The sequence below is a fragment of the Tatumella saanichensis genome, from assembly GCF_000439375.1.
GTDB lineage: Bacteria > Pseudomonadota > Gammaproteobacteria > Enterobacterales > Enterobacteriaceae > Tatumella > Tatumella saanichensis.
This window is the reverse complement of sequence record NZ_ATMI01000011.1, coordinates 1-23,950: the sequence shown is the minus strand read 5'-3', so window position 1 is coordinate 23,950 and position 23,950 is coordinate 1. Positions and strand designations below refer to the sequence as shown.

Genomic DNA, 23,950 nt, shown 5'->3' with positions numbered 1-23,950 from the left:
ATTGGCACAGACAGCATCGTCCCGCTGCCGCAAAAGGAGTACACTGAATCAACATTTCTAATCAATGCAGAGTTAAAAATGTCTGACTTTTCTATCGTACAACGTCCAAGAAGACTGCGTAAAAACGCGTCCGTCCGTGAACTGTTCCGTGAAAATTCCCTGAGCCTCAATGATCTGGTGCTGCCTATCTTTGTAGAAGAAGGGCTGGATGACTATCAGCCGATTAACGCCATGCCGGGCGTAGTGCGTATCCCAGAGAAACGTCTCGCCTATGAGATTGAGCGTATCGCTAAGGCCGGTATCCGTTCGGTGATGACTTTCGGTATCTCCCATCATTTAGATGAAACCGGCAGTGACAGTTGGGCTGAAAATGGTCTGGTATCTCGTATGTCGCGTATCTGTAAAGATACCGTCCCAGAGATGGTGGTGATGTCAGATACCTGCTTCTGTGAATACACCTCCCACGGTCACTGTGGCGTACTCTGTGACGGTCAGGTCCATAACGACCAAACCTTGATAAACCTCGGTAAACAGGCTGTTGCCGCTGCCCATGCTGGGGCCGATTTTATCGCCCCCTCCGCAGCCATGGACGGACAGGTACAGGCGATCCGTCAGGCACTGGATGCTGCCGGTTTTACTGATACGGCCATCATGTCTTATTCGACAAAATTTGCGTCGTCTTACTACGGTCCCTTCCGCGAAGCTGCCGGTACCGCACTGAAAGGAGACCGTAAAACTTATCAAATGAACCCGATGAACCGCCGTGAAGCGATCCGTGAGTCCCTGCTGGATGAAGCCCAAGGCGCGGATGCCCTGATGGTAAAACCAGCGGGTCCTTATCTGGATGTGATCCGCGATATCCGCGAGCGTACCGATTTACCGCTAGCGGCTTATCAGGTCAGTGGCGAATACGCGATGATTAAGTTCGCCGCACAAGCTGGCGCGATCGATGAGCAGAATGTGGCACTAGAGAGCCTAGGGGCGATCAAGCGTGCCGGGGCGGATATTATCCTTAGCTACTTTGCCCTCGACCTGGCTGAAAAAAACCTGATTGGTCGTTAAGACTCTAGGTAGCAAAAAGGCGTCCGCATGGACGCCTTTTTTGTGGGGGCAGAGCCTTATTTGTTCTCTTCAGGCTCGTAATATTGTACACCTATAGTGATACGTTCGCGGCCAGTGGCGACGCGGTGACGGTTAGTATCACGCAGGGAATAGATACAGCCACAATATTCCTGCTGATAGAAACGCTCGCGCTTACTGATGTCGATCATCCGCTTCGAGCCCCCGCCTTTGCGCCAGTTAAATTCCCAGTACATCATGTCCGGGTAACGGGCGGCAGCACGGACACCACAATCATTAATCTGATTCATATCTTTCCAGCGCGAAATCCCCAATGATGAGGTGATCACCGGAAAACCATGCTCATGGGCATAGAGGGCGGTACGTTCAAAGCGCATATCAAAGCACATGGTACAACGCTCACCGCGTTCCGGAGACCATTCCATGCCTTTGGCACGTTCAAACCAGTTATCCCGGTCGTAGTCTGCATCAATAAAGGGAACACCGAATTTCTCTGCAAAGCGGATATTCTCTTCTTTACGCAACTCATACTCTTTGAGCGGGTGAATATTCGGATTATAGAAAAAAATCGTGTACTCAATGCCCGAGGCCAACATGGCCTCCATCACTTCTCCGGAACAGGGGGCGCAGCAGGAGTGCAGTAAAACTTTATTGTGACCGCCAGGCAAAGGCAGGGGTTTTCTCTCGAAAGCGTCAGACATACTCAGATTTCCAAAACGTAGCAACAGCGAATTAGCATGATCAGGTCAGAGCCTGAAGCTAAAGTGTACAGCATATCGGCGGCGGATGCTTTCCCATACCGCCTTCTTCGGCAATGAAACTTTTGCTATGTGGGGAAAATCTGGGTTCTAGCTCAGTAAAGCGCGCCAGCAGACTCGGGGGTTTTTAAACGTGACAGAGCGGCGGTAAAAGCCTGTAACTCGCTGTCAAGACGGCGACTGATCCGCTCCTCAACGTGTATTTCACTGCCCTGCTGGACAATCTGCGAATCATCAGCAAATACGCCGTGCAGAATATCACGGGCTTTAAGGGCACTCAGCACCGGTTTCAGGGCATAATCAATGGCCAACAGATGAGAACTGCTGCCCGCTGTCGCCACCGGCAATACCACTTTGTCTTCCAGTGCCCGCTCCGGCAATAAGTCGAGAATTGTCTTCAAGACCCCAGAATAGGCCGCTTTATACACCGGGGTGGCAATAATGATGCCGCTGGCACTGGCCAAGTCCTCGCGAAACAGTGAGATGGCCGGTGCATCAAAACGGGCTTGGATTAAATCCGCCGGTTCAAAGTGCTGGATATTCCAAGGGATCACCTCTATATCCTGAGATTCAAGAAACGTCTGGCTGAGTGTCAGTAGATGTGTGGAACGTGAAGGATACCGAGGACTTCCGGCCAAAGTGATTACCCGCATCTCTCCCCCTTAGCATAGGCCATTGGCGCAGGAAAATTGAGGGAGAGATAATGGCAGAGGCCACCGGAGAGGAAAAATACTTTATCCGGCAAAGCAATTGCAGGATCCAGCTAAACGGATAGTATTGACTTAGGACATCCGGTAATCAGGTTGCTTAATTAAGGTCTCAAGCTGCGGGGCAATCTCCGTTTCCCAGACGGTAGTTTTCCACTGTTCTTGTGGGACAAAACTGAGGGCCACACTGACCGACCCTTCGCGACTTTGCAGGTATTTCTGCATAAGCTGCGTCATCTCTGCGGCCAGTTCACTTTTTTGTTGTTCCGTCAGTTCCCGTGGAAAGGCTTTAATATCAATATGCGGCATACTCTTCACTCCGGTCAGAAAATACGGTTATCTGCGTTCCGTCACAGCTATAGATCAATACTCATCACCCCGAACCCTATCACGGTAGCTATCCCAATCGAAACGCACCCACATACTGTTGCCAAGACGCATACGGTCCATCACCCTATCTCCCAGTAAGGCGTTCATCCCTTCATGGTTGAGGTTGGACAGCATTCCCGTTGGACGTTTCGAGGATGAGCGGCGGTCAACAATCTGGTTGATGATCACTTTCTCATAGCGGGATTCGGTCTGCATGCCGATCTCATCAATTACCAGTAAATCGACGCTGCTGAGATCGTGCAATAGCCGTTCTTCGGTCAGGGTACTGCCACCACTGAACGTACCCTTCATATTTGACATCAGGTCAGCCACGGTAACAATTAGCACACTTTTCCCCCGCAGGATCAGGTCATTACCGATCGCGGCCGCTAGGTGATTTTTCCCAGTGCCCGGACGTCCGGAAAAGACAAAGCTGGCAATGCTATGTTCAAATTCGTCAGCGTATTGCCGAGCCATTGCTAAGGCTTTGCGCTGTCCTTCACTCTCAACACGGTAGTTATCAAACGAGCAGTTCATATGCAGCTCGCGGATACCAGAGCGCCCCATAATACGTTGCATTTTCATGGCTCGGTTCTCCCGAAATACGGACTCTGAGCGGCGGCGGCCTTCTTCTTGGTTCCACGCCAGCAGATCTTCACCGTTAGTGAATTTCGGCTGTACGCCGGCAGGCATCAGTCTTTGTAACCGGCTAAACAGATTTTCTGGTGTTTTCATTATTCCCCTCTGAAACCATTGGGTATCTGACGGTCAGGCTCGGCGACTTCGGTGCTGTCACGCCGTCCTGCCAGCGGCTTATTCATGCGGCCGGTTTGCAGCGAACGGGCCAATTTCTGCTGCCATTGAACGTGATGAAAGACGCGCCCTTCAGCCTGCCAGTACGCCACAAAAGCGGCCAGTTCTTCACTGCTGACCGGCTCACTTAAGGCAATTCCCCATAGTGCGGCTTGACGCTGGAAATCCGGATCCGGTTGCCAGCCCGCGTACATCGGAAACTTACCTGCTGGAGCCCGTGCCGCTGGCGCCTGCGGTGTAAAAGGTTCAAAAAATTGCTCATCCAGGGTGACATCTGCTGGTTTTTTCAAAGAGGCTTCTGCCGCCAGTAATACTGCCAGACGTTCAGCAGTGATCGCGTACAACGCTGGGGCATTATTATGAAAAACCGCAAGTGTGCCCTGCTCCGCACCTTGCAGGGCAGACAGCGGATCTTGGCTGAATTCATTCAACCCGATGATTGTTGACGATAAAAGTTTAACCGGCATGACATAACCTGAATGTGTAAAATTAACTATCCCCGGACAGGGTGAGTGCAACGGGGAGACTCTGTATATAGTGTATCAATTTTGTCGATACGGGTCGCAAAAACATCACCTGTTTATCCCCTGCTAAACGGCTCTAGCACCTAACGTCCGATGCAGCTAAGAAAAAGGAGTCTGCGCGATGGAACAACGCTGTCAGTGGGTCAGCGATGACCCACTCTATATCCGTTACCATGATGAGGAATGGGGCGTACCACAAACCTCATCGCAGGGATTATTTGCCCTGTTATGCCTGGAAGGGCAACAGGCCGGTCTTTCATGGATCACTGTACTGAAGAAACGTGAAGCCTATTACCGCCTTTTCTATAATTTTTGCCCGCAAAAAATGGCAGTAATGGGCGAGCAGGAGGTCGAAAGGTTACTCCAATACCCTGAGATTATTCGTCATCGCGGTAAAATTAATGCACTGATCAGCAATGCCCGTGCCTGGCTGACGATGCAGCAGGCAGAGGAATCATTCAGCGAATTTATCTGGCAGTTTACCGGTCATCAGTCGCTTATCACCGAACGGTCCGCGGATCAGCCGCCGTTGACCCAAAGTGATGCCTCAGTACAAATGTCAAAAGCACTTAAAAAAAGGGGTTTTAAATTTGTAGGGCCCACCATCTGCTACGCTTTTATGCAGGCCAGCGGCATGATCATTGACCACCAGTCAGACTGCTTCTGCCATCCACGTCATGCGCATCGCACTGATTGTCGGTAAAAACAGTCTGCGAGATAGACAACCGTCGCTATCAGGCTCGAATACCGTGGCACAGACAGGCATAATCTGCACTCCGCGCCACTAACCGGTAGCTTAACCAGGAGATGGAATGACTAACAGGCCGACCCGCGCCACGATCAGTGATGTAGCCAAAGCCGCAGGTACCGGAAAGACCAGTGTCTCCCGCTATCTGAACGGAGAGCAACAGTTGCTCTCTCCGGCCCTGAAAGCCCGCATTGAACAGGCGATAAGCGATCTGGACTACCGCCCCAGCCAAATGGCACGCAGCCTAAAACGTGGGCGTACCCGTCTCATCGGGCTTATCATTGCCGATATTACCAACCCGTATTCGGTAGAAGTGATGTGCGGTATTGAAGCTGCCTGCCGGGACTACGGGTTTACGCTTTTGATGTGCAACACCAACAATGAAGTAGCCTTGGAACAGTATTATATTCAGTTACTCAGCAGCTACCAGGTGGAAGGTCTGATTGTTAACGCCGTCGGTATGCGGGAAGAAGAGCTAAACCGGCTGCTGAAATCACGACTGCCAATGACGTTGATTGACCGCAAAATTGAAGGCGTCGACTGTAATGTGATCGGCCTGAAAAATGGCGAAGCTTCACAGCAAGTGACCCATCATCTGATTGACCAAGGCTTTAATGCACTGCTGTTTATCAGTGAAATCATCGGTTCGGTAAACACCCGACGCGAGCGTCAGCAGGCCTTTCAGGAAACGGTGGCACATACAGAGGGGATCTGCAGTGAAAGTGCAGAGATTTCACTACAACAGCCAGAGAAATTACGTCACTGTATTCTCGACTTTCTACAGCGTCATGCGCAGCAGTCCTGTGCCATTGTGACAGCGAACGGCACCCTGACACTACAGGTCATGAAAGTGTTACAGGCAGAAGGTTTAGAGTGTGGCCGCGACCTGGGTCTGGCCGGTTTTGACGAAATGAGCTGGTCCTCGCTGACCGGGCGGGGGATCACCACCCTAAAACAGCCGACCCATCAGATTGGCTATAGCGCATTGAAAAGCGTAATTAGCCTTATCAAGCAACCGGAGAAGGCCCCTACCGAACAGTTCTTCAGCGGCGAACTGATTGTCCGAGGCTCAAGCACACTGGACTGATCCGCTGTCTCTTCCGTAAATTTTTTATGGCTGAAATCAGTAATCATCCCTTTACCTGACAAGGATGGAACCGATACCATTCTAAAGGTCACACTCTGGCAACATGGGTATAGGAGCAGGATATGGCAGCAGACATTATTGTCGTCACCGGCGCTTATGGACGAAAACAGGTGGCTGATGCCGGTGGGCAACAGGCCTTTATTCCGGTGATTGCCGAAGCCGGGGCTGATGGGGTGGAAATCCGTCGTGAGCTGTTTACAGACTCGCCACTCCGGCAACTTCCGGCATTGGCTACCGCCATACGCAATCACTCCCTGACCGCCTTTTACTCGGTCCCGGACCCGCTATTCAGTGCTAACGGCGTGATTAACCCGCAGCTTCCGCATTTTTTTGAGGAAGCGGAGCAATTGGGGGCTACGCTGATTAAATTTTCCCGTGGCTGTGCCTGTGGCGAGATTAGCGCAGAGAAATTGGCCGAACATTTAGCAGCGTCACCAGTGCCGGTAACGCTGGAAAATGATCAGACGCCAGGCGGGACCATTACTGCGATGGAACAGCTGATGGCCCGTTATGGGCAGTTACCACAGATAGCAGGGATGACCTTTGATACTGGTAACTGGTGTTGGCTGGGGGAGTCTCCCCTTGAAGCCTGTCAACGTCTGTCCCGCTATGTCAGCTATATTCATCTAAAGGTGGCCACGCGTGGTCAGTCTTCACTGCATGCCACGCCACCGGCGCTCAGCGGCGGTGACTGGCAGCATTGGCTGGCGGCATTACCGGATACTGTCCCACGTGGCATTGAGTTTCCGTTAGTCGGCGATGATCTGCTAGCGGTTACCCGACAATATGTCAGTTTGCTGCGTGATCACTGACCGTTCAGCCGCAAACGCTATCATCTGATGTGCCTGGGGCGGCACAGCCGACAGCAGCCTTATCTGCTGAAGGTTTGCCGCATCAACAAATCACTTAACAGTAAGAGAAACCGCAAATGAAACCCTCTGTAATACTTTATGAGTCACTTCCCGACGATTTACTCAGCCGTCTGACAGAGCATTATCAGGTCACCGAAGTGAATGGCCTGGATGCGGATACCGTGGCTGCCCATGCGGAGACTTTTAAGCAAGCCGTCGGTCTGCTTGGTTCCGGCGGCAAAGTAGACCAAGCACTGCTGGATAAAATGCCAGCGTTGAAAGCCTGTTCCACCATCTCTGTCGGTTACGACTTGTTCGATGTCGAGGCGTTGAATCAGCGGAGTATCGCCCTGATGCACACTCCTACCGTGCTTACTGATACGGTGGCTGATACCGTTTTGGCACTGATGCTCGCCAGCGCTCGCCGAGTCACCGAACTGGACAGTTGGGTCAAAGCGGGCCACTGGACTCAGAATATTACGCCTGAGCAATTCAGTATCGATGTACACCATAAAACTCTGGGGATCTTAGGAATGGGGCGTATCGGCAAAGCCGTCGCGCAACGGGCCCATTTTGGGTTTGATATGAACATCCTCTACACTGCCCGTTCGGCCCATACCGATGCCGAGGAACGTTACTCAGCGACTCGTTGTGGACTGGACCAATTGCTGAAGAAGAGCGACTTTGTCTGCGTGATTTTGCCAATGACTGAGCAGACCCGGCACATGATCGGGCCAGAGCAGTTGGCAATGATGAAATCCAGTGCCGTTCTGATTAATGCAGGCCGTGGCCCTGTGGTCGATGAGCAGGCATTGACCCAGGCTCTGAAAGAAAAAACAATCTATGCCGCCGGACTCGATGTCTTTGAACAGGAACCCGTACCAACAGATGCGGAGTTACTGACCCTACCGAATGTGGTCACCCTTCCCCATATCGGTTCAGCCACCCACGAAACCCGTTATGCCATGAAGAAAGATGGCCTAAATAACCTGCTGGCCGCACTGTCTGGCCATACAGATAAGAACTGTGTGAACCCTGATGCGCTGAAAAAGGCCTGATATTCCCGTTATCAGTTCAGATAAAATAGCCATTGCGCCCGCTATATGCGGGCGTTATGGTGTTAAATCCTTTAATCCGTAGGTAATCGGTCAGCAATGCAATTTTCTCAGTTCGGTAACAAATTTACACGCCAAAGCGGTATTAGCCGCCTGATGGAAGATATGGGTGCTGGGCTACGCACCCCAGGTACAGTGATGTTGGGGGGAGGAAATCCCGCCAAAATTCCTGAAATGGAGGCTTATTTTGACCAGTTGCTGGCGGAGATGCAGCAGAGTGGACAACTGAGTGAAGCCTTGTGCAATTACGACGGACCGCGGGGTAAAGCGGTGCTGTTGGAGAGCCTGGCAGTACAGCTAAAACAACAGTGTGGCTGGGATATTTCCGCGAAAAACATTGCCCTGACTAACGGTAGCCAAAGTGCCTTTTTCTATCTGTTTAATCTATTTGCCGGACGACAGGCCGACGGTTCTCTGCGCAAAGTATTATTTCCGCTGACCCCTGAATACTTGGGCTATGCCGATGCGGGGCTGGAAGAAGATCTGTTTGTCGCCGCCAAGCCGTCACTCAGCCTGTTACCGGAAGGTCAGTTTAAATATCATTTGGATACCGATAACCTGCAGGTCGATGAAAATATCGGTCTGATCTGCGTCTCGCGCCCCACTAACCCAACCGGTAATGTGATCACCGATGATGAACTGGCGTATCTCGACCATCTGGCGCAGCAGCACAGCATCCCACTACTGATCGACAATGCCTATGGTTTGCCGTTCCCAGGCATCACCTTTACCGAAGCTACTGCCCTGTGGAACCCGAATATCATTCTGTGTATGAGTCTGTCCAAATTGGGGCTGCCGGGCGCACGTTGCGGAATTATCGTCGCCAGTGAAGAGGTGATTAGCGCGCTCGGGAATATGAACGGCATTATCAGCCTCGCGCCCGGCAGTATCGGCCCGGCCATCGCCAATGAAATGATCCGCCGTAATGACCTGCAGCACCTGTCTGAACAGGTAGTAAAACCTTATTACCAGCAGAAAGCCACAGACACCATCGCACTGATCCGTCGCTATCTATCTGAACAACAGTGCCTTATTCATAAACCAGAAGGAGCTATCTTCCTATGGTTGTGGTTCCGTGATCTGCCGATAACAACCGAAGAGCTTTACCAACGTCTAAAAGCCCGTGGCGTATTGATGGTGCCCGGCCATTTCTTCTTTCCTGGTCTGGAAGAAGAGTGGCCTCACGCTCGGCAGTGTATGCGCATGAACTATGTCCCGGAAAATGCGGAAATTGAGCGTGCGATGCGTATTCTGGCAGAGGAACTGGCGTTAATCGCCGGCTGAGATCTCTTCTTTACAAGGTTCATGATGCGTTTTACCGACCTGTTACTGGCACTGTGTGTGGTGATTATCTGGGGCGTTAACTTTGTGGTGATCAAAGTCGGCCTTGAGGGAATACCGCCTTTTTTACTGGCAGCCCTACGCTTTATGTTGGTCGCCTTCCCGGCCTGTTTTTTTGTTAAACGACCAACGGTACCGCTAAAATGGCTGGTCGCGTATAGCATGACCATCAGCTTTGGCCAATTTTCTCTGCTGTTTCTCGCCATCACATTAGGGATGCCTGCGGGTCTGGCATCACTGATCATTCAGGCACAAGTGTTCTTTACCCTATTGTTCAGTGCTTGTCTGCTGCGGGAGAAACTGCATACCTGGAATCTTGCCGGGCTGGTGGTGGCTATTGCCGGTATGATCCTGCTGGTACAGCACAGTCTCGTAGGCCAAGGCGGCGGCATGACGCTGACCGGCCTGCTATTAACTCTGGCTGCCGCCTTTTCTTGGGGGCTGGGCAATATCAGCAATAAGGTGATTATGCGCGATTATCCGGTACCTGGATTGTCGCTGGTGGTCTGGAGTGCCTTGATCCCAATCCTGCCCTTTGTTCTGTGCAGCCTATGGTTTGAAGGGCCGACCACCATCATGCGGAGCCTGAGCGGGTTTACGGTCAGTGGTGTCTTCTCGGTACTCTACCTGTCATTGCTGTCAACACTGGTGGGCTATGGACTGTGGGGCAGCCTGTTAGGACGCTACGAAGCGTCTAAAGTAGCACCAATGGCGCTGCTGATCCCGGTGGCGGGGATTATCAGTGCCGCGCTGTTGTTGGGTGAAACGATCTCTCGTGGCCAAGTGATCGGTATTGTCGTGATCATCGCTGGATTGATGATCACCACCCTCGGCGGCCGTTTTATTGTTCGGCGACGCACGGCTACGCTCCCCTAGACAGCAAAACGCCGCACTCAGTGCGGCGTTTTTAGTGTTCATCAATCAGCGGCTCTGGCTGATCTCAATCCGACGGGGTTTCAACTCTTCAGGCGTGACCCGCTCGAGATCAATACTGAGTAACCCATTCTCCAGTCGAGCATCGCAGACCACAATATGATCGGCCAGCTGGAATTTACGCTCAAAATTACGCTCAGCGATGCCTTGGTAGAGATATTTTTTCTCACTCTGCACATCAGGATGTGAACCGCGTATCATCAACATATTGTCATGAAAGGTAATATCCAGTTCATCTTGGGAAAAGCCAGCCACCGCAATGGTGATACGGTAGTGAGTCTCATCCACCAGTTCTACATTGTAAGGAGGATAGCCTCCGTTCGCCTGATTAGGGTTGCTTTCAAGCAGGTTTACCAACCGGTCAAAACCAATGGCGGAACGGTACAGTGGGGAGAGATCAAAATTTCGCATACATACTCCTGATTTATCAGCAAGTCAGTGTTACCTTCCCAGTGGGACAGGTTAATTTTGCCCAGGCCCCCTTCCGGCAGTACCTGTGACGTTATACAGTAAGTGGGGACGCTGGTGTTTTTTTCAACCATACATGGATTTTTTGCGTCGGGAAGTCAGAATTGGCATACACTCAGAGGAGTTATCATTCTCTGCGTCATGCTACCCAGACGGCCCGAAGAAAGGCACAATAGAAGGGACGACAATAATGAAAATAATGAGACGGATCCCGGCCGCTGGCGTTATTGCTTGGTGCGCGATCTCCTCCAGTGGCTGCTCTAGTATAATGTCTCATACTGGGCCGGATCAGGGCTATTATCCAGGGACCCGTGCTAATAACCAGATCTTGGGTGACAGTGCGACCCGCTGGCCAATTAAAACACTGGCGGTGGTGGATTACCCGTTCTCCGCAGTGATGGATACCCTATTACTTCCTTGGGACTATTACCGAAAGGACCAGGGTAGCGAAGGAAGCTCGCTACGGGCCAGCGTCGCCCGCAGCGAAGTATTGGCCAAGACCCATGAAAATGAGCCTAAGGTGATTACTGCGGATTTACCGGCACAGTAAATAACTGGTTCCAGCCTGCAACGCTACGTGAATACGCGAGACTTTTTCCGTCTGGCGACCAGACTACCGCATCGCCGTTGGGCGGGATTTCCGTCCGCGGCGTCAGCCGCTGACAATTACCGCTGTGAATATCACACTGCATCACGCTGTGATCACTGATAAAAGCCACCCTGTCTGCCGAAGGATGCCAGTTCACTACCGAACTGATGCTGTGCGCCAACTGGGTAATTTGCCAAGGTTCGCCACCGTTTGGCGACAGTCCCCATAACTGAATAATGCCTTGATCATCGGCCATCAGAAACGAGATCACGCTACCGTCTGCAGAGGTCCGCAGCCAGTGGCGAGGCTGTAACGCGACACCGCGGCTGAAAGTCAGGCGACGCTGCATCACACCGGCTGGTGGTGCAGGTAAACAATCTTCCCGTCCCTGTAACGGTACAGCCCCTGCCAACGCATACTCTGCGGGATCCTCGGGCAGGTCGGTGATAAAAATTTCTGGCACTTTCTCCCCTGCCGCGGAGAGAGTATCGCCGATAAACACCAGTGCCCTTCTCTGCCAATCGCCATTGGCTTTACGATAACCCCGTTGCCCTATCCAGCCTTCTTCGTAGGCACGGTTGATCTGATCACTGCCGGGAGCCGGCGAAACCGTCGTGTGGCTAACCAATACACAAAAGTGGCTGCCGTTGTACTCACGAGGATGATGACCAGGAACCGTGACGGAATGTAACGGGACAGCGATCCCAACGTTGCGCAGATCTTGGGCCAGCGAGCGTTCATGCATCACATGGTCATTGTAGGTAAAACTGAGAAACTGCCCTTCGGCATCGAACATATGGACATGGCTACCGCCGCGTAAGGCTCCCGGTGTATAGGGAGGCGTAATATCGCAGGCATCCAAGGTCTGTGCCTGGTTCTGCTCGATAATCACGCCGCGACGATGGTGGAAATCGTAGTGCCAGTCGCTGTCCGGATTTTCCGGGCCATGAATGCAGACATACCTCCCGGGAATTCGCGGGCAACAGGTTACTACGCCGACACAGGCCTGCTGTGTCGCCTGATAAATCACTTCACTGATCCCAGTGGTTACATTGACCCGCTCAACGATCTGGCTGTTAAAGGTGGCCTCTGGCGGACGGAGGTCATACACCAACCACTGGCTGTCGGCACTCCAGATACGATCGTTGGTCAATTGATGATGACGAGGAGCAAAGGTGATCTGCTTTTCTTGCATGGGTGATTTCCACTGTTTCAGGGCAGTGGGTGGAATATGCAATATTCTGACAGTGCGGTCACCTGTTTATTCCTAATCCAAGGATAACAGAAAATCGGCATAGGGCACTTTTCTGTTCTCCGCTTAACGGTTAGCCGAGCTGGGATAGTGTAATTCTGCGGTCATAAAGATTCGGTTAGTATCGCTGGCACTGATAATGGTGTACGAAGAAGCCCCCTCTGCTTTCGCCTGAGCCGCAATTTTCGCTTCCGTATTATCAAGGGTACTGCCAGTGGCAGAGACCGTCTCAGCGTAGGTACCAAACGAGAATACGGCCAGTGCTGTTGCCATGACTACAGCAGAAATCGTTTTCATCACTCTACCCCTTGTGTTCACACTGCACGGCTTCCAGCCAGCGGAGTGTTTCAAGATTTTAGAGGTTCTGGTCGTTTCAGACCGTCCGCAGCAACATCGGCGAGCTTATTTATGCAGCTGGGCAGTCATATACACGCCATTATCTGCGCGGGCACTGGTAATGGTGTAGGAAGAGGCACCTGCTGCTTTGGCTTGGGCGGCAATACTGGCCTGAGCACCATCCAAGGTACTGCCAGTCGCAGAAACCATGTCGGCGGCAAAGGCACCAAATGACAGAGCAGATAAGGTGGCAGCGGTAACTAAAGTAGTGAGCGTTTTCATCGTAAATTCCTTCTTGTTGATTACACGGCGCTGTTCATCCTGTCGAACCGTCGGTAATACAGTGGATCATTAAAATAAAGAGATAATGTGAGTCTGAGCCGAGACCCGATTATTTATGCAGCTGGGCAGTCATATACACGCCATTGTCAGTGCGGGCACTGGTAATGGTGTAGGAAGAGGCACCTGCTGCTTTGGCTTGGGCGGCGATATGAGCCTGAGCACTGTCTAACGTACTGCCGGTGGCGGAAACCATGTCGGCGGCAAAGGCACCAAATGACAGAGCAGATAAGGTGGCAGCGGTAACTAAAGTAGTGAGCATTTTCATCGTAAATTCCTTCTTGTTGATTACACGGCGCTGTTCATCCTGTCGAACCGTCGGTAATACAGTGGATCTTTAAAATAAAGGGATAATGTGAGTCTGAGCCGTGACCCGATTATTTATGCAGCTGGGCAGTCATATACACGCCATTGTCAGTGCGGGCACTGGTAATGGTGTAGGAAGAGGCACCTTCTGCTTTGGCTTGGGCGGCAATACTGGCCTGAGCACCATCCAAGGTACTGCCAGTCGCAGAAACCATATCGGCGGCAAAAGCACCAAATGACAGGGCAGATAAGGTGGCGGCAGCGGCTAACGCTGTTAGGGTTTTCATGATTAACTCCTCAATAATAAGAAACGGTGTATCTTGCGTTGAAGTTATAATACCCCACGTTACTATTAGCTGATTAACAGAAAATGCGATCGTCGTCACGTTAAGACAGTCAAGCCGCAACTCTCTGTTAACAATAATTAAATTTATCTGCGACATCGTATGACTAGGCGGCCAAGAGGCATCAGGGGAAAGAAGAGAAAGGGGGAGACAGTGCCTAACAGCGGGTGGGTAGACGACGGGCACAAAGAATATGCCCGTCAGGGGTGATTAACCGTTGAGTGCCCAGCGCTGTATCGCCTGTGCTACCCCGTCTTCGGCATTAGTTGCCGTCTGATAGCGGGCCTGCTGCTTAACGCTGTCAATGGCATTTCCCATTGCCACGCCATAACCTGCATAAGAGAGCATCGCTAAGTCATTTTCCTGATCGCCGACGGCCATCACTTCATCCGCCGTGAAACCAAGCTGCTCTGCCAAAATACGTACCGCTTGGCCTTTATTGACCTGCTTATTAAGGATCTCTAGGTAATAAGGGGCACTTTTCAGCAGAGTATAATTCTCTGTGATCTCTGCAGGCATTTGCGCAATCGCGTCATCCAACCGCGCTGGCTCATCCACCATCATCAGTTTCGGGAAACGCAGTGTCGGATCCATCTGCTCGACAGCACGATAGCGCAACGGGATACCGGTCAGAGAGACTTCGTGCACCGTGTAATGGCTGATATCCTGGTTAGGGGTATACAAATGGGTCTTGTCTAGGGCTTGGAAATGTACCCCGAGTTGACGAGCAAGCTGTTCGAATTTCAGATAGTCATTATGGTCGAGAGTCACTTCCGCGACACAACTGCCGTCTTCGGCCCGCTGCACCAGCCCACCGTTATAGCTAATACAGAACTGGCCAGGGATATCCAGCCCTAGCTCTGCCACATATTTTTTCATGCCGATATAAGGCCTGCCGGACGCTAATACCACCACAATACCCTGTGCCCGAGCGTCATGGATTGCCTGTTTTACTGCAGGGCTTATCTGATGCTCTGGGGTCAATAGTGTGCCGTCCATATCAAGTGCTATCAGTCTGATTGCCATAACGTCCTCATTTTCCGTAAACAGACTTTCGATGCTAACGTGTTTACGCTAGCACTGATAGCATTTCACCGTCTAACAGCCCTTCAGATCACAGTTTGTCGCTGCAAACGGTTAATTTTTCTGTCAGGTCCTCTAGGATCCAGTGTGGTCTTTGAAGGTTAGCCAGACTGAGGATGAACAGACACATCAAAGCTAAACCATTGCTGATTGAGGCGTTTAAAACTTCCGTCCTGATACATATCAGTAATAGCCTGATTAATTTGTTTTTTTAGTTGCTCCTCTCCCTGTTTTGGGAAACCGATGCCAGTGCCCTGCCCGAATAAGGCTGGGTCTTTGACTTCTTTGCCTTTCAGCGCGAAATCCGCACCCTGCGGCTTTTTCAGAAATGCGTCACTGGCCGAGACGGCATCGTCCAGCGTCGCATCCAAACGACCTGCAGAGAGGTCTGCGTAAATCTGGTCAGGAGAGGCATAGGTGACCACCGTCACGCCCTGTGGCTGCCAGTATTTATCGGCGTAACTTTCAAATACTGACCCCTGCTGGACACCGACCCGCTTCCCTTTGAGTGAAGCAGCATTGGGAAGATAGTGGCTAGATTTGGCGGCCACCAGATAGACAGGCGTGGTGAAAAGCGGTACAGAAAAATCGATGGATTTCTGACGTTCCGCATTAATCGACAGTGATGAGAGGATCATGTCAAATTTTCTTGCCTGCAAGGCAGGGATCAATGAATCAAAGGGTAGAGATATAAACTGGCATTGCCTCTCAATTTTGTGGCAAATCGCTTTACCCAGTTCCACATCGAATCCCGCCAGTTGCCCGTGACTGTCCGTATATTCAAAGGGGGGAAAAGTGGGGTCAATCCCTATGGTGATTGGGGCGGAGTGTGCCGAGGCCAAGCCAGCCGACAATAACAGCGGCAGAAAGACTAAACGAGTATAAGGCATTGTTCACGCTCCTAAGGGTGCCGGCTCACTGATGAAAACGCTCTGGTCTGAAATCAGCCAGCATCGGATGACGGGTGCCACAGAGAATTTCCCCGCTCAGTAATTCGCCAATAATCAGCGCGAGAGTGGCACCGGAATGAGTAAATGCAACAAAACATCCTTCATATCCCGGAACGGCCCCAACTACCGGGAAGCCGTCAGCAGGCACCGGCTTAGGGCCAGCCTTATATCCTGACAGTGTCAATGGAGCAGGAAGAGACAAAATCCGATCTGCTTCCGCAAAGAGCTGTGTGGTGATCGCCTCACTGACTTGGTAACTATCGTCAGCCTGCCGTTGGATATCATCGACATACCAACTATGGTCAATCGCCAGCGCCTGTCCTGGATGAGGGCGTAGTGCCACCCGTGGTGTGTTAAATACCCGCTCCGGTAAACTGTCGGCCGGTTCACTGAGCGCCAGCATCGACAATACCGAGCCATCCGGTAACCTATATCCTAAAGAGGCCAACAGTGCTGGGGTATCAGCACCACAGGCAATCAGTACCTTATCGAAGTTTTCATGGCTGCCATCCGGCAGCCTAATCCCCGTAATTTGCCCGTCATCACCGCTAACCGGTCGCACCTTACCGCATCCAGTACGGCTGATCCCGCCACAGACAGTCAATGTCGCCAGCAGCCGCGTGATCAAGTCAGGCAGATGCACCCACCCTTCCCCTGGGTTGAACAGCACCGGGCTGTCCGACGCCTGTGGGTTGACCCGAGGTTCTATGGCACTCACCGCGTCTACTGATGGGTAAAATTCTGATGCATAACCGTGCGCAGTTTCCGCCTGATGCCACTCCGTCACTTCTTTGGGATCCGACCAGAATATCCCTCCTGGAAACTTCAGCCAGTCAAACGGGCCTTGCTGATGATGCAATTGTTGATAACGGGCAATACCCGCCATACGCAGCTGATAATAAGTGTCCGGCCAGGGGCCGGAAGCATTCAGCCAAGAGAGAGAACGGCCTGAAGCGCCGGATGCCCAATCAGTGTCAGTAAAGAGGGTCACTGCCGCACCGGCTTGAGCAAGGTGGGTGGCGCAGGAGACCCCGATGACTCCGCCGCCGATTACCGCTATTTTCATCGCATCCTCCTGAGGTTTTCCGCCAGTATTGACCTGATCTGCGGTCGATAAAAATAGGATTTACTGATAGCTAGGTCGAAGCCAGTCGCTTACGGGTAAAAAAAAACCTCCCTGCACGCAGAGAGGTTTTATCAGTACCGAGGACAGATTAGATATCGATATTCGCCGCTTTTAAGGCGTTTTCTTCGATAAAGGCGCGACGTGGTTCCACAGCATCCCCCATTAAGGTGGTAAACAGCTGATCTGCGGCGATAGCATCTTTGATGGTAACGCGCATCATACGACGGCTTTCCGGATCCATAGTGGTTTCCCACAACTGTTCTGGGTTCATCTCACCCAGACCTTTATAACGCTGTACTGACAGGCCACGGCGAGACTCTTTCACCAGCCATTCAACGGCCTGCTCAAAGCTTGCCACTGGCTGACGGCGTTCACCCCGTTCGATAAAGGCATCTTCTTCGATAAGACCGCGTAACTGCTCGCCCAAAGCATTAATTTTCTGGTATTCCGGGCCAAAGATAAACTCGGAGTCCAGCGGATAATCAGTATCCACGCCATGGGTACGGATACGCAGTACCGGCTCAAAACGTTGATGCTCGCGGTCTTCACGGACAATACCGATATAGGCACTGCCGTGCTGCTCGCGTTCCGCCAAGGAAGCTACCAGCTTATCCAACCACTGCTGCACCGCCGACTGCTCTGACAAGTCGCTCAGGGTCGAGTGATACACTAAGCCCCGCAGCAGTGCTGACGGATAACGGCGGGTCATACGCTTAATCATTTTCTCAGTGCTGTTGTACATAGAGACCAGATTTTCCAGCGATGCACCGCTCAGAGCTGGCGCACTCGCGTTGGTATGCAGAGTGGCACCGTCCAGAGCGATAGCGATCTGGTACTGGTCCATGGCATCATCGTCTTTGATGTACTGTTCCTGCTTACCTTTTTTCACTTTATACAGTGGCGGCTGGGCAATAAACACGTGACCGCGTTCGATAATTTCCGGCATCTGGCGGTAGAAGAAGGTCAGCAGCAGCGTACGAATGTGCGAGCCATCGACGTCCGCATCCGTCATGATGATGATGCTGTGATAACGCAGTTTATCGGGGTTGTACTCATCACGACCGATACCACAGCCCAATGCGGTGATCAGGGTTGCCACCTCCTGCGAAGAAAGCATCTTGTCGAAACGCGCTTTTTCCACGTTCAGGATCTTACCTTTCAACGGTAATATGGCTTGGTTTTTACGGTTACGGCCCTGCTTGGCAGAACCACCCGCGGAGTCCCCTTCCACCAAGTACACTTCGGACAGGGCCGGATCGCGCTCCTGACAGTCCGCCAGCTTGCCTGGTAAACCGGCCAAATCCAGCGCCCCTTTACGGCGGGTCATCTCACGGGCACGACGAGCGGCTTCACGGGCACGGGCCGCATCGATAATTTTACCCACCACGATTTTTGCATCACCCGGGTTTTCCAGCAGGTATTCGGCCAGCAGTTCGTTCATCTGCGATTCCACCGCCGATTTCACCTCAGAGGAGACCAGCTTATCTTTGGTCTGTGAAGAGAATTTCGGGTCTGGGACTTTTACCGACACTACGGCAATCAGACCTTCACGGGCGTCATCACCGGTAGCGCTGACTTTGGCTTTCTTGCTGTAGCCTTCTTTATCCATATAGGCGTTCAGGGTACGGGTCATCGAGGCTCGGAAACCGGCCAGATGGGTACCACCGTCACGCTGCGGAATATTGTTGGTAAAGCAGTAGATGTTTTCCTGGAAACTGTCGTTCCATTGCAGCGCAACTTCAACGCCAATCCCATCTTTTTCGGTACTGAAATAGAAGACATTGGGATGGATCGGGGTTTTATTTTTATTTAGATATTCAACAAATGCGCGGATACCACCTTCATAGTGGTAGTGATCGCTCTTATCCACTCGCTTATCAATCAGGCGGATAGAGACCCCAGAGTTGAGGAATGACAGCTCACGCAGGCGTTTAGCCAGAATATCGTATTCGAAATCGGTCACATTGGTGAAGGTCTCGTGACTGGCCCAGAAGCGGACGGAGGTCCCACTGACGTCAGTTTCACCAATCACTGCCAGCGGTGCCGTCGGCACACCGTGTTGATAGATCTGCTGATGGACTTTACCATCACGGCGAATAGTCAGCTCCAGTTTTTCAGACAGAGCATTCACCACAGAGACACCGACACCGTGCAGACCACCAGACACTTTATAGGAGTTATCGTCAAATTTACCGCCTGCATGCAGCACGGTCATGATGACCTCGGCTGCCGAGACTCCCTCTTCAGGGTGGATACCGGTCGGAATACCACGGCCATCATCCTGTACTGACACTGAGTTGTCAGAATGGATGGTCACGGTGATTTCCTTACAATGCCCTGCGAGTGCTTCGTCGATGGCGTTGTCCACAACCTCGAATACCATGTGATGCAATCCGGTACCATCATCCGTATCACCGATGTACATACCGGGGCGTTTGCGTACCGCATCAAGCCCTTTCAGGACTTTGATACTGGAGGAGTCATAAGAATTCGACATCAACGTTTCTCGCTCATTTAATCTTCGGGTTGAAGGGCTATTTTACCTTTTTCTACGCTGAACATCTTGCCCTTTTCGTCATTCATGTCGATAACGTGATCAACACTGATAGCGCTGACAAAAACCTGCGCTTTTGTCGCCTTAAGACGGGCTGCAAGGATCTGACGCCGCGTGTCATCCAGCTCAGAGGCAAAATCATCAATCAGGTAGATACAACGTCTTCCGCTGTGACGTGTCAGGTACTCACCCTGCGCCAAGCGCAGAGCACACATAAGTAATTTCAGCTGTCCGCGGGACAGCAAATCTTCCACCGGCGTCCCGTCGGCACGGATGCGGAAATCCGCTTTATGGGGACCACTGGCGGTATAGGTCAGGGCACGATCACGCTCGAAACTACGTTCCAGCAGCTCAGCATAGTCTGTCTCTTTATCCCAGCCACGCTGACAGGAAAACGTCAGCGTATATTCCGGCAGAAACTGCTGGCAGGTCGCCTTGATTTCACGGGTGATCTCATCACTGTAGGTCTGGCGCCAATCACTGATTTTATGGGCTAACGGTGCCAGTTCCTGGTCCCAATGACGTAACTGCCGATAATGGCTAACCTGGCGCAGCGCAGCATTACGCTGTTTCATCAGCCGTCGCAGGTCGTTCCAAGCATTGAAGAATCCCGGAAAATTATGAAAGCAGCCCCAGTCGATATAGGCACGACGGTATTTCGGCCCACCAGTTAACAGGGTAAAGCCTTCTGGGGTAATCAGCTGCATTGGCAGTAACTGTGCCAGTTCAGCGATTTTGTGGCCATCACTGCCATCAATGCGCACTTTACTCTCGCCGCTACGATCTTTTGACAGGCCGATACTGTGCTGGTGTTGATCGTCTTCAAGGCGACCGTGCAACACAAAGGCTGATTGATCATGCCGGATCACCCGCCCAGTTTGTAGACTGCGAAACGCACGTCCGTGCCCAAGGGTGTAAATGGCTTCCAGCACACTGGTCTTACCACTACCGTTGGGGCCAATCAGGAAGTTCACCCCTTCGGCCAACGGCAGGTCAGCATGGGGAATATTACGAAAGTCTTTAATGATCAGACGGGTCAGGGCCATACATCAGTCCGCGGGCGAGGGAATCGTCATTCAGAGAAGCAGTTCCCCGCGATATTCACGGGGAACAGAAGGCCGGGAACCGGCCAGATCCGGACTAGAGGCGCATCGGCATCACAACATAAGCGGCATGCGGGCTGGCCACGTCTTCGATCTGTACACTGGAGACCGAGTCAGTGAGTAACAATCTGACATTTTCGCATTTCAGAGCATTCAGGACATCCAGCACGTAACTAACATTGAAGCCGATCTCCAGCTCACTGCCCTGATAGCTGACATCGAGGATCTCTTCCGCTTCTTCCTGTTCTGGGTTATTCGCCGTGATCCGTAACTGGTTTTCGGTGATAAATAGACGCACCCCACGGAATTTTTCATTCGACAGGATAGCCGCACGGGCAAAGGCCTGGCGCAGGATATCGCAACCGGATTCCAGGGTTTTGTCCGGATTTTTCGGCAGAACACGGCGATAGTCAGGGAAGCGGCCATCCACCAGTTTAGAGGTGAAGATAAAGTCACCGACATGGGCGCGAATATTGCTGCTGCCAATCTGCACCTGTAACGGCGTTTCACCGCCATCCAGCAAACGTACCAGCTCCACAACCCCTTTACGTGGCACAATCACCGAATGGTCAGGTAAAGACTGACCGACCGGCATTGAGCAAACAGCTAGGCGATGTCCGTCGGTGGCCACAGTACGCAGTTCTTCCCCTTCGGTTTCAAACAGCATGCCGTTCAGATAGTAACGGACATCCTGATGGGCCATTGAGAACTGAGTGGCTTCTATCAGTCGTTTCAGGGTCGCCTGCGGCAGAGTAAATTCAACTTCGCTTTGCCAATCATCCAGATTGGGGAAATCGGCAGCCGGTAACGTCGACAGTGAAAAACGACTGCGTCCGGAACGCACCAAGATCCGATCATTTTCGAGAATGACATGGATCTCTGCCCCTTCCGGTAACCCGCGACAGATGTCCAGGAACTTACGAGCCGGGACAGTGGTTGCTCCTGACTCATGGGGCTGGCTAAGGGCTACGCGCGCCACCATCTCCATTTCCAGATCGGTGCCGGTCAGTGATAACGCGCCATCGGTAACCTGCAGCAGCAGGTTTCCGAGGATCGGCAACGTCGGACGTCCCCCAAGGGGGCCACTCACTTGCTGTAAGGGTTTGAGCAATTGCTCTCTTTCTACAATAAATTTCATAGCGTCAGGAAGATAATGTTCTGATTAAATTGGAGAAATCTTCTTTAATATCGTGACTTTCTTCACGCAGCTGCTCAATTTTACGACAGGCATGCAGAACTGTCGTGTGGTCACGCCCGCCGAAGGCATCACCGATTTCCGGCAAACTGTGGTTGGTCAGCTCTTTCGCCATCGCCATCGCCATCTGACGGGGCCGGGCCACCGAGCGCGAACGACGTTTTGACAGCAGATCAGCCACTTTAATTTTATAGTATTCTGCAACGGTTTTCTGAATATTGTCGATGGTGACAAGCTTTTCTTGCAGTGCAAGTAAATCACGCAATGCTTCACGGACAAAATCGATGGTGATCGCACGACCGGTGAAATTCGCGTTGGCAATCACACGGTTCAGTGCCCCTTCCAGCTCACGGACGTTGGACCGCAGGCGCTTAGCAATAAAGAAGGCCACCTCACCCGGCAGGCGAATTTTATTTTCGTCCGCTTTTTTCATCAGAATAGCCACCCTAGTTTCCAATTCTGGCGGCTCAATCGCTACCGTCAGTCCCCAACCGAAACGGGATTTCAGGCGGTCTTCCACCCCGTTAATCTCTTTCGGATAACGGTCAGACGTCAAAATAATTTGCTGATTACCTTCCAGCAGGGCATTAAAGGTGTGGAAAAACTCTTCTTGGGAACGCTCTTTATTTGCAAAAAACTGAATATCATCGATTAACAGCGCATCCACCGAGCGGTAGTAGCGTTTGAATTCTTCGATGGCATTGTTCTGCAAAGCCTTAACCATATCCTGAACAAAACGTTCAGAATGCATATAGACGATTTTAGCATTCGGCTTTCGAGCAATAATGCCGTTACCGACCGCGTGCAAAAGGTGAGTTTTCCCTAAACCGGTGCCACCGTAGAGAAACAGTGGGTTATAGGCACCGCCCGGGTTATCTGCCACCTGTCGGGCCGCCGCCCGCGCCAGTTGGTTAGATTTACCCTCGACGAAGTTATCGAAATTATGGCGGCTGTTCACGTTAGAGCGGTAAGCCACTTCTACCGGTGCGGGTACTGAATCCCAACTTGGGCGCCCACTCGGAGTACTGACAGTCACCGCCGGTACTGGTGTTACAGGTTCAGCGATCGCCTGACGAGATGTTGTCTGGCTAACCGCTGGTGCCTGAGCCGTAGCGGCCGCCGGACGAGCACCGACTTCAAAACGTAACCGTGGGATCTCAGAACCACAAAATTCATTCAGCAGGCCATTAATACTGTTGATGTATTTGTCCCGCACCCAGTCCAGTACAAAGCGGTTTGGAGCATACAGAGCCAGAGTGTTGTCGTTCAATTCAGCTTGTAACGGACGGATCCACATACTGAATTCAGTGGCAGGTAATTCATCCTGCAAACGGGTAAGGCACTGTTGCCAAAGCGTTAGTGACACGGCGGACTCCACTGGTACAAAAAAAGACAAGAATTGGTGCTAACTTTTTGAAAAAAAAGGTTATTGATGCAGACGGAGAAATCGCCTGCTGCAATGTTCTGCAGTAAGTTACCGCTAAACACCCCAAGAGGATCGTTAACGGAACGACAGATCATAACGCAAAGCGGGCAAGAGATCCTCCTTTTCTACACGGTTTTCACCCATTTTATCCACAGGATTTTAGAATGGTACTGCCCCGCTCACGCTCTATACAAAAAAGGCAAATGCCTTCTCCGTAGACATTTGCCTCGCGGCGAAATAAAACAGCGACTTTTTTCTGCTCTGATCATCAGATGATCCTGAACGATCCTTGCTCTTTGCTGCCAAGCCCGTATAATTCTCACCCTGTTTGTCAGCATCGGTCCTGTTTATCTGGGTCAAAGGCGCTGCCAGACAGGCTTTATCGAGGCATAAAGGTGTCATTATTCGCGGAAGTAAATTGACTCAGGACTGTACAGTTATTACAATCCCGCCTCTTTAATTAAAATACACTGAGGCGTCGGTCGGTTTACTG

The 23,950-nt window shown here is 51.7% G+C and carries 26 protein-coding genes; 8 read left to right on the top strand and 18 right to left on the bottom strand.

Going from position 1 to position 23,950, the window contains the following annotated elements; all coding sequences use genetic code 11:
- Positions 1-78: 78 nt before the first annotated feature.
- On the top strand, positions 79-1,062 hold the full coding sequence (gene hemB, locus DW47_RS0105250) for a porphobilinogen synthase (RefSeq protein ID WP_029685333.1): 984 nt from the start codon (positions 79-81) through the stop codon (positions 1,060-1,062).
- A 56-nt stretch (positions 1,063-1,118) separates the two neighbouring features.
- On the opposite strand, the gene DW47_RS0105245 is transcribed toward hemB, so the two are convergent.
- From DW47_RS0105245 to dnaT, 5 genes are all read right to left on the bottom strand, one after another.
- Positions 1,119-1,781, bottom strand: a complete 663-nt coding sequence (locus DW47_RS0105245) for an epoxyqueuosine reductase QueH (protein WP_029685332.1) — start codon at positions 1,779-1,781, stop codon at positions 1,119-1,121.
- A gap of 152 nt (positions 1,782-1,933) precedes the next feature.
- Entirely contained in the window at positions 1,934-2,491 is a 558-nt protein-coding gene (ssuE, locus tag DW47_RS0105240) for an NADPH-dependent FMN reductase (RefSeq protein WP_029685331.1), read from the bottom strand.
- 129 nt (positions 2,492-2,620) lie between these two features.
- Positions 2,621-2,854, bottom strand: a complete 234-nt coding sequence (gene pptA, locus DW47_RS0105235; RefSeq protein ID WP_029685330.1) for a tautomerase PptA — start codon at positions 2,852-2,854, stop codon at positions 2,621-2,623.
- A gap of 54 nt (positions 2,855-2,908) precedes the next feature.
- Positions 2,909-3,649 carry a replicative helicase loader DnaC gene (dnaC, locus tag DW47_RS0105230; RefSeq protein ID WP_029685329.1) on the bottom strand — a complete coding sequence of 247 codons (741 nt, stop codon included), beginning with the start codon at positions 3,647-3,649 and terminating at the stop codon, positions 2,909-2,911.
- The gene (gene dnaT, locus DW47_RS0105225; RefSeq protein ID WP_029685328.1) at positions 3,649-4,194 is read right to left on the bottom strand and encodes a primosomal protein DnaT; all 546 of its coding nucleotides are present in this window, start codon (positions 4,192-4,194) and stop codon (positions 3,649-3,651) included. Before dnaT ends, dnaC begins: the two co-directional genes overlap by 1 nt.
- A gap of 178 nt (positions 4,195-4,372) precedes the next feature.
- Between dnaT and DW47_RS0105220 the strand changes: the two genes are divergently transcribed.
- The 6 genes from DW47_RS0105220 (at position 4,373) to DW47_RS0105195 (ending at position 10,329) form a co-directional block, all read left to right on the top strand.
- Positions 4,373-4,954 carry a DNA-3-methyladenine glycosylase I gene (locus DW47_RS0105220; RefSeq protein WP_029685327.1) on the top strand — a complete coding sequence of 194 codons (582 nt, stop codon included), beginning with the start codon at positions 4,373-4,375 and terminating at the stop codon, positions 4,952-4,954.
- Between the two features lie 109 nt (positions 4,955-5,063).
- A complete protein-coding gene (locus DW47_RS0105215; protein ID WP_029685326.1) occupies positions 5,064-6,086 on the top strand; it encodes a LacI family DNA-binding transcriptional regulator in 1,023 nt (340 codons plus the stop codon).
- 122 nt (positions 6,087-6,208) lie between these two features.
- Positions 6,209-6,958: a sugar phosphate isomerase/epimerase family protein gene (locus tag DW47_RS0105210; RefSeq protein WP_029685325.1), complete on the top strand. Its 750-nt coding sequence runs from the start codon at positions 6,209-6,211 to the stop codon at positions 6,956-6,958.
- Between the two features lie 116 nt (positions 6,959-7,074).
- The gene (gene ghrB / locus DW47_RS0105205) at positions 7,075-8,055 is read left to right on the top strand and encodes a glyoxylate/hydroxypyruvate reductase GhrB (protein ID WP_029685324.1); all 981 of its coding nucleotides are present in this window, start codon (positions 7,075-7,077) and stop codon (positions 8,053-8,055) included.
- Positions 8,056-8,151: 96 nt separating this feature from the next.
- Entirely contained in the window at positions 8,152-9,396 is a 1,245-nt protein-coding gene (locus DW47_RS0105200) for a valine--pyruvate transaminase (protein WP_029685323.1), read from the top strand.
- 24 nt (positions 9,397-9,420) lie between these two features.
- Positions 9,421-10,329, top strand: coding sequence for an EamA family transporter (locus DW47_RS0105195; protein ID WP_029685322.1), 909 nt, complete (start codon positions 9,421-9,423; stop codon positions 10,327-10,329).
- A 45-nt stretch (positions 10,330-10,374) separates the two neighbouring features.
- Here DW47_RS0105195 and ibpA read toward each other — a convergent pair whose 3' ends face one another.
- The gene (gene ibpA / locus DW47_RS0105190) at positions 10,375-10,797 is read right to left on the bottom strand and encodes a small heat shock chaperone IbpA (RefSeq protein WP_029685321.1); all 423 of its coding nucleotides are present in this window, start codon (positions 10,795-10,797) and stop codon (positions 10,375-10,377) included.
- 247 nt (positions 10,798-11,044) lie between these two features.
- Between ibpA and DW47_RS0105185 the strand changes: the two genes are divergently transcribed.
- Complete coding sequence (locus DW47_RS0105185) at positions 11,045-11,404, top strand: YceK/YidQ family lipoprotein (protein ID WP_029685320.1); 360 nt, start codon at positions 11,045-11,047, stop codon at positions 11,402-11,404.
- On the opposite strand, the gene DW47_RS0105180 is transcribed toward DW47_RS0105185, so the two are convergent.
- The 12 genes from DW47_RS0105180 to dnaA form a co-directional block, all read right to left on the bottom strand.
- Positions 11,379-12,638, bottom strand: coding sequence for a YidR family protein (locus tag DW47_RS0105180; RefSeq protein ID WP_029685319.1), 1,260 nt, complete (start codon positions 12,636-12,638; stop codon positions 11,379-11,381). The two genes, DW47_RS0105185 and DW47_RS0105180, sit on opposite strands and share 26 nt — an antisense overlap.
- Before the next feature lie 123 nt (positions 12,639-12,761).
- Positions 12,762-12,992 carry a YdgH/BhsA/McbA family protein gene (locus DW47_RS0105175; protein WP_029685318.1) on the bottom strand — a complete coding sequence of 77 codons (231 nt, stop codon included), beginning with the start codon at positions 12,990-12,992 and terminating at the stop codon, positions 12,762-12,764.
- 105 nt (positions 12,993-13,097) lie between these two features.
- Positions 13,098-13,313 (bottom strand): YdgH/BhsA/McbA-like domain containing protein, encoded by a 216-nt coding sequence (locus tag DW47_RS0105170; RefSeq protein ID WP_029685317.1) that lies wholly within the window; start codon positions 13,311-13,313, stop codon positions 13,098-13,100.
- A gap of 109 nt (positions 13,314-13,422) precedes the next feature.
- A complete protein-coding gene (locus DW47_RS0105165) occupies positions 13,423-13,638 on the bottom strand; it encodes a YdgH/BhsA/McbA-like domain containing protein (protein ID WP_029685316.1) in 216 nt (71 codons plus the stop codon).
- Between the two features lie 109 nt (positions 13,639-13,747).
- Positions 13,748-13,963 carry a YdgH/BhsA/McbA family protein gene (locus tag DW47_RS0105160; protein ID WP_029685315.1) on the bottom strand — a complete coding sequence of 72 codons (216 nt, stop codon included), beginning with the start codon at positions 13,961-13,963 and terminating at the stop codon, positions 13,748-13,750.
- Positions 13,964-14,230: 267 nt separating this feature from the next.
- Positions 14,231-15,046, bottom strand: coding sequence for a sugar-phosphatase (gene yidA / locus DW47_RS0105155; protein WP_029685314.1), 816 nt, complete (start codon positions 15,044-15,046; stop codon positions 14,231-14,233).
- 158 nt (positions 15,047-15,204) lie between these two features.
- The gene (locus tag DW47_RS0105150) at positions 15,205-15,993 is read right to left on the bottom strand and encodes a transporter substrate-binding domain-containing protein (protein ID WP_029685313.1); all 789 of its coding nucleotides are present in this window, start codon (positions 15,991-15,993) and stop codon (positions 15,205-15,207) included.
- A gap of 25 nt (positions 15,994-16,018) precedes the next feature.
- Complete coding sequence (locus DW47_RS0105145) at positions 16,019-17,179, bottom strand: NAD(P)/FAD-dependent oxidoreductase (protein WP_152473135.1); 1,161 nt, start codon at positions 17,177-17,179, stop codon at positions 16,019-16,021.
- Between the two features lie 88 nt (positions 17,180-17,267).
- Entirely contained in the window at positions 17,268-19,676 is a 2,409-nt protein-coding gene (gene gyrB, locus DW47_RS0105140; RefSeq protein WP_029685311.1) for a DNA topoisomerase (ATP-hydrolyzing) subunit B, read from the bottom strand.
- 17 nt (positions 19,677-19,693) lie between these two features.
- The gene (recF, locus tag DW47_RS0105135; RefSeq protein ID WP_029685310.1) at positions 19,694-20,779 is read right to left on the bottom strand and encodes a DNA replication/repair protein RecF; all 1,086 of its coding nucleotides are present in this window, start codon (positions 20,777-20,779) and stop codon (positions 19,694-19,696) included.
- 94 nt (positions 20,780-20,873) lie between these two features.
- Positions 20,874-21,974: a DNA polymerase III subunit beta gene (gene dnaN / locus DW47_RS0105130; RefSeq protein WP_029685309.1), complete on the bottom strand. Its 1,101-nt coding sequence runs from the start codon at positions 21,972-21,974 to the stop codon at positions 20,874-20,876.
- A 4-nt stretch (positions 21,975-21,978) separates the two neighbouring features.
- Entirely contained in the window at positions 21,979-23,397 is a 1,419-nt protein-coding gene (gene dnaA / locus DW47_RS0105125) for a chromosomal replication initiator protein DnaA (RefSeq protein ID WP_029685308.1), read from the bottom strand.
- Between the last annotated feature and the right edge of the window lie 553 nt (positions 23,398-23,950).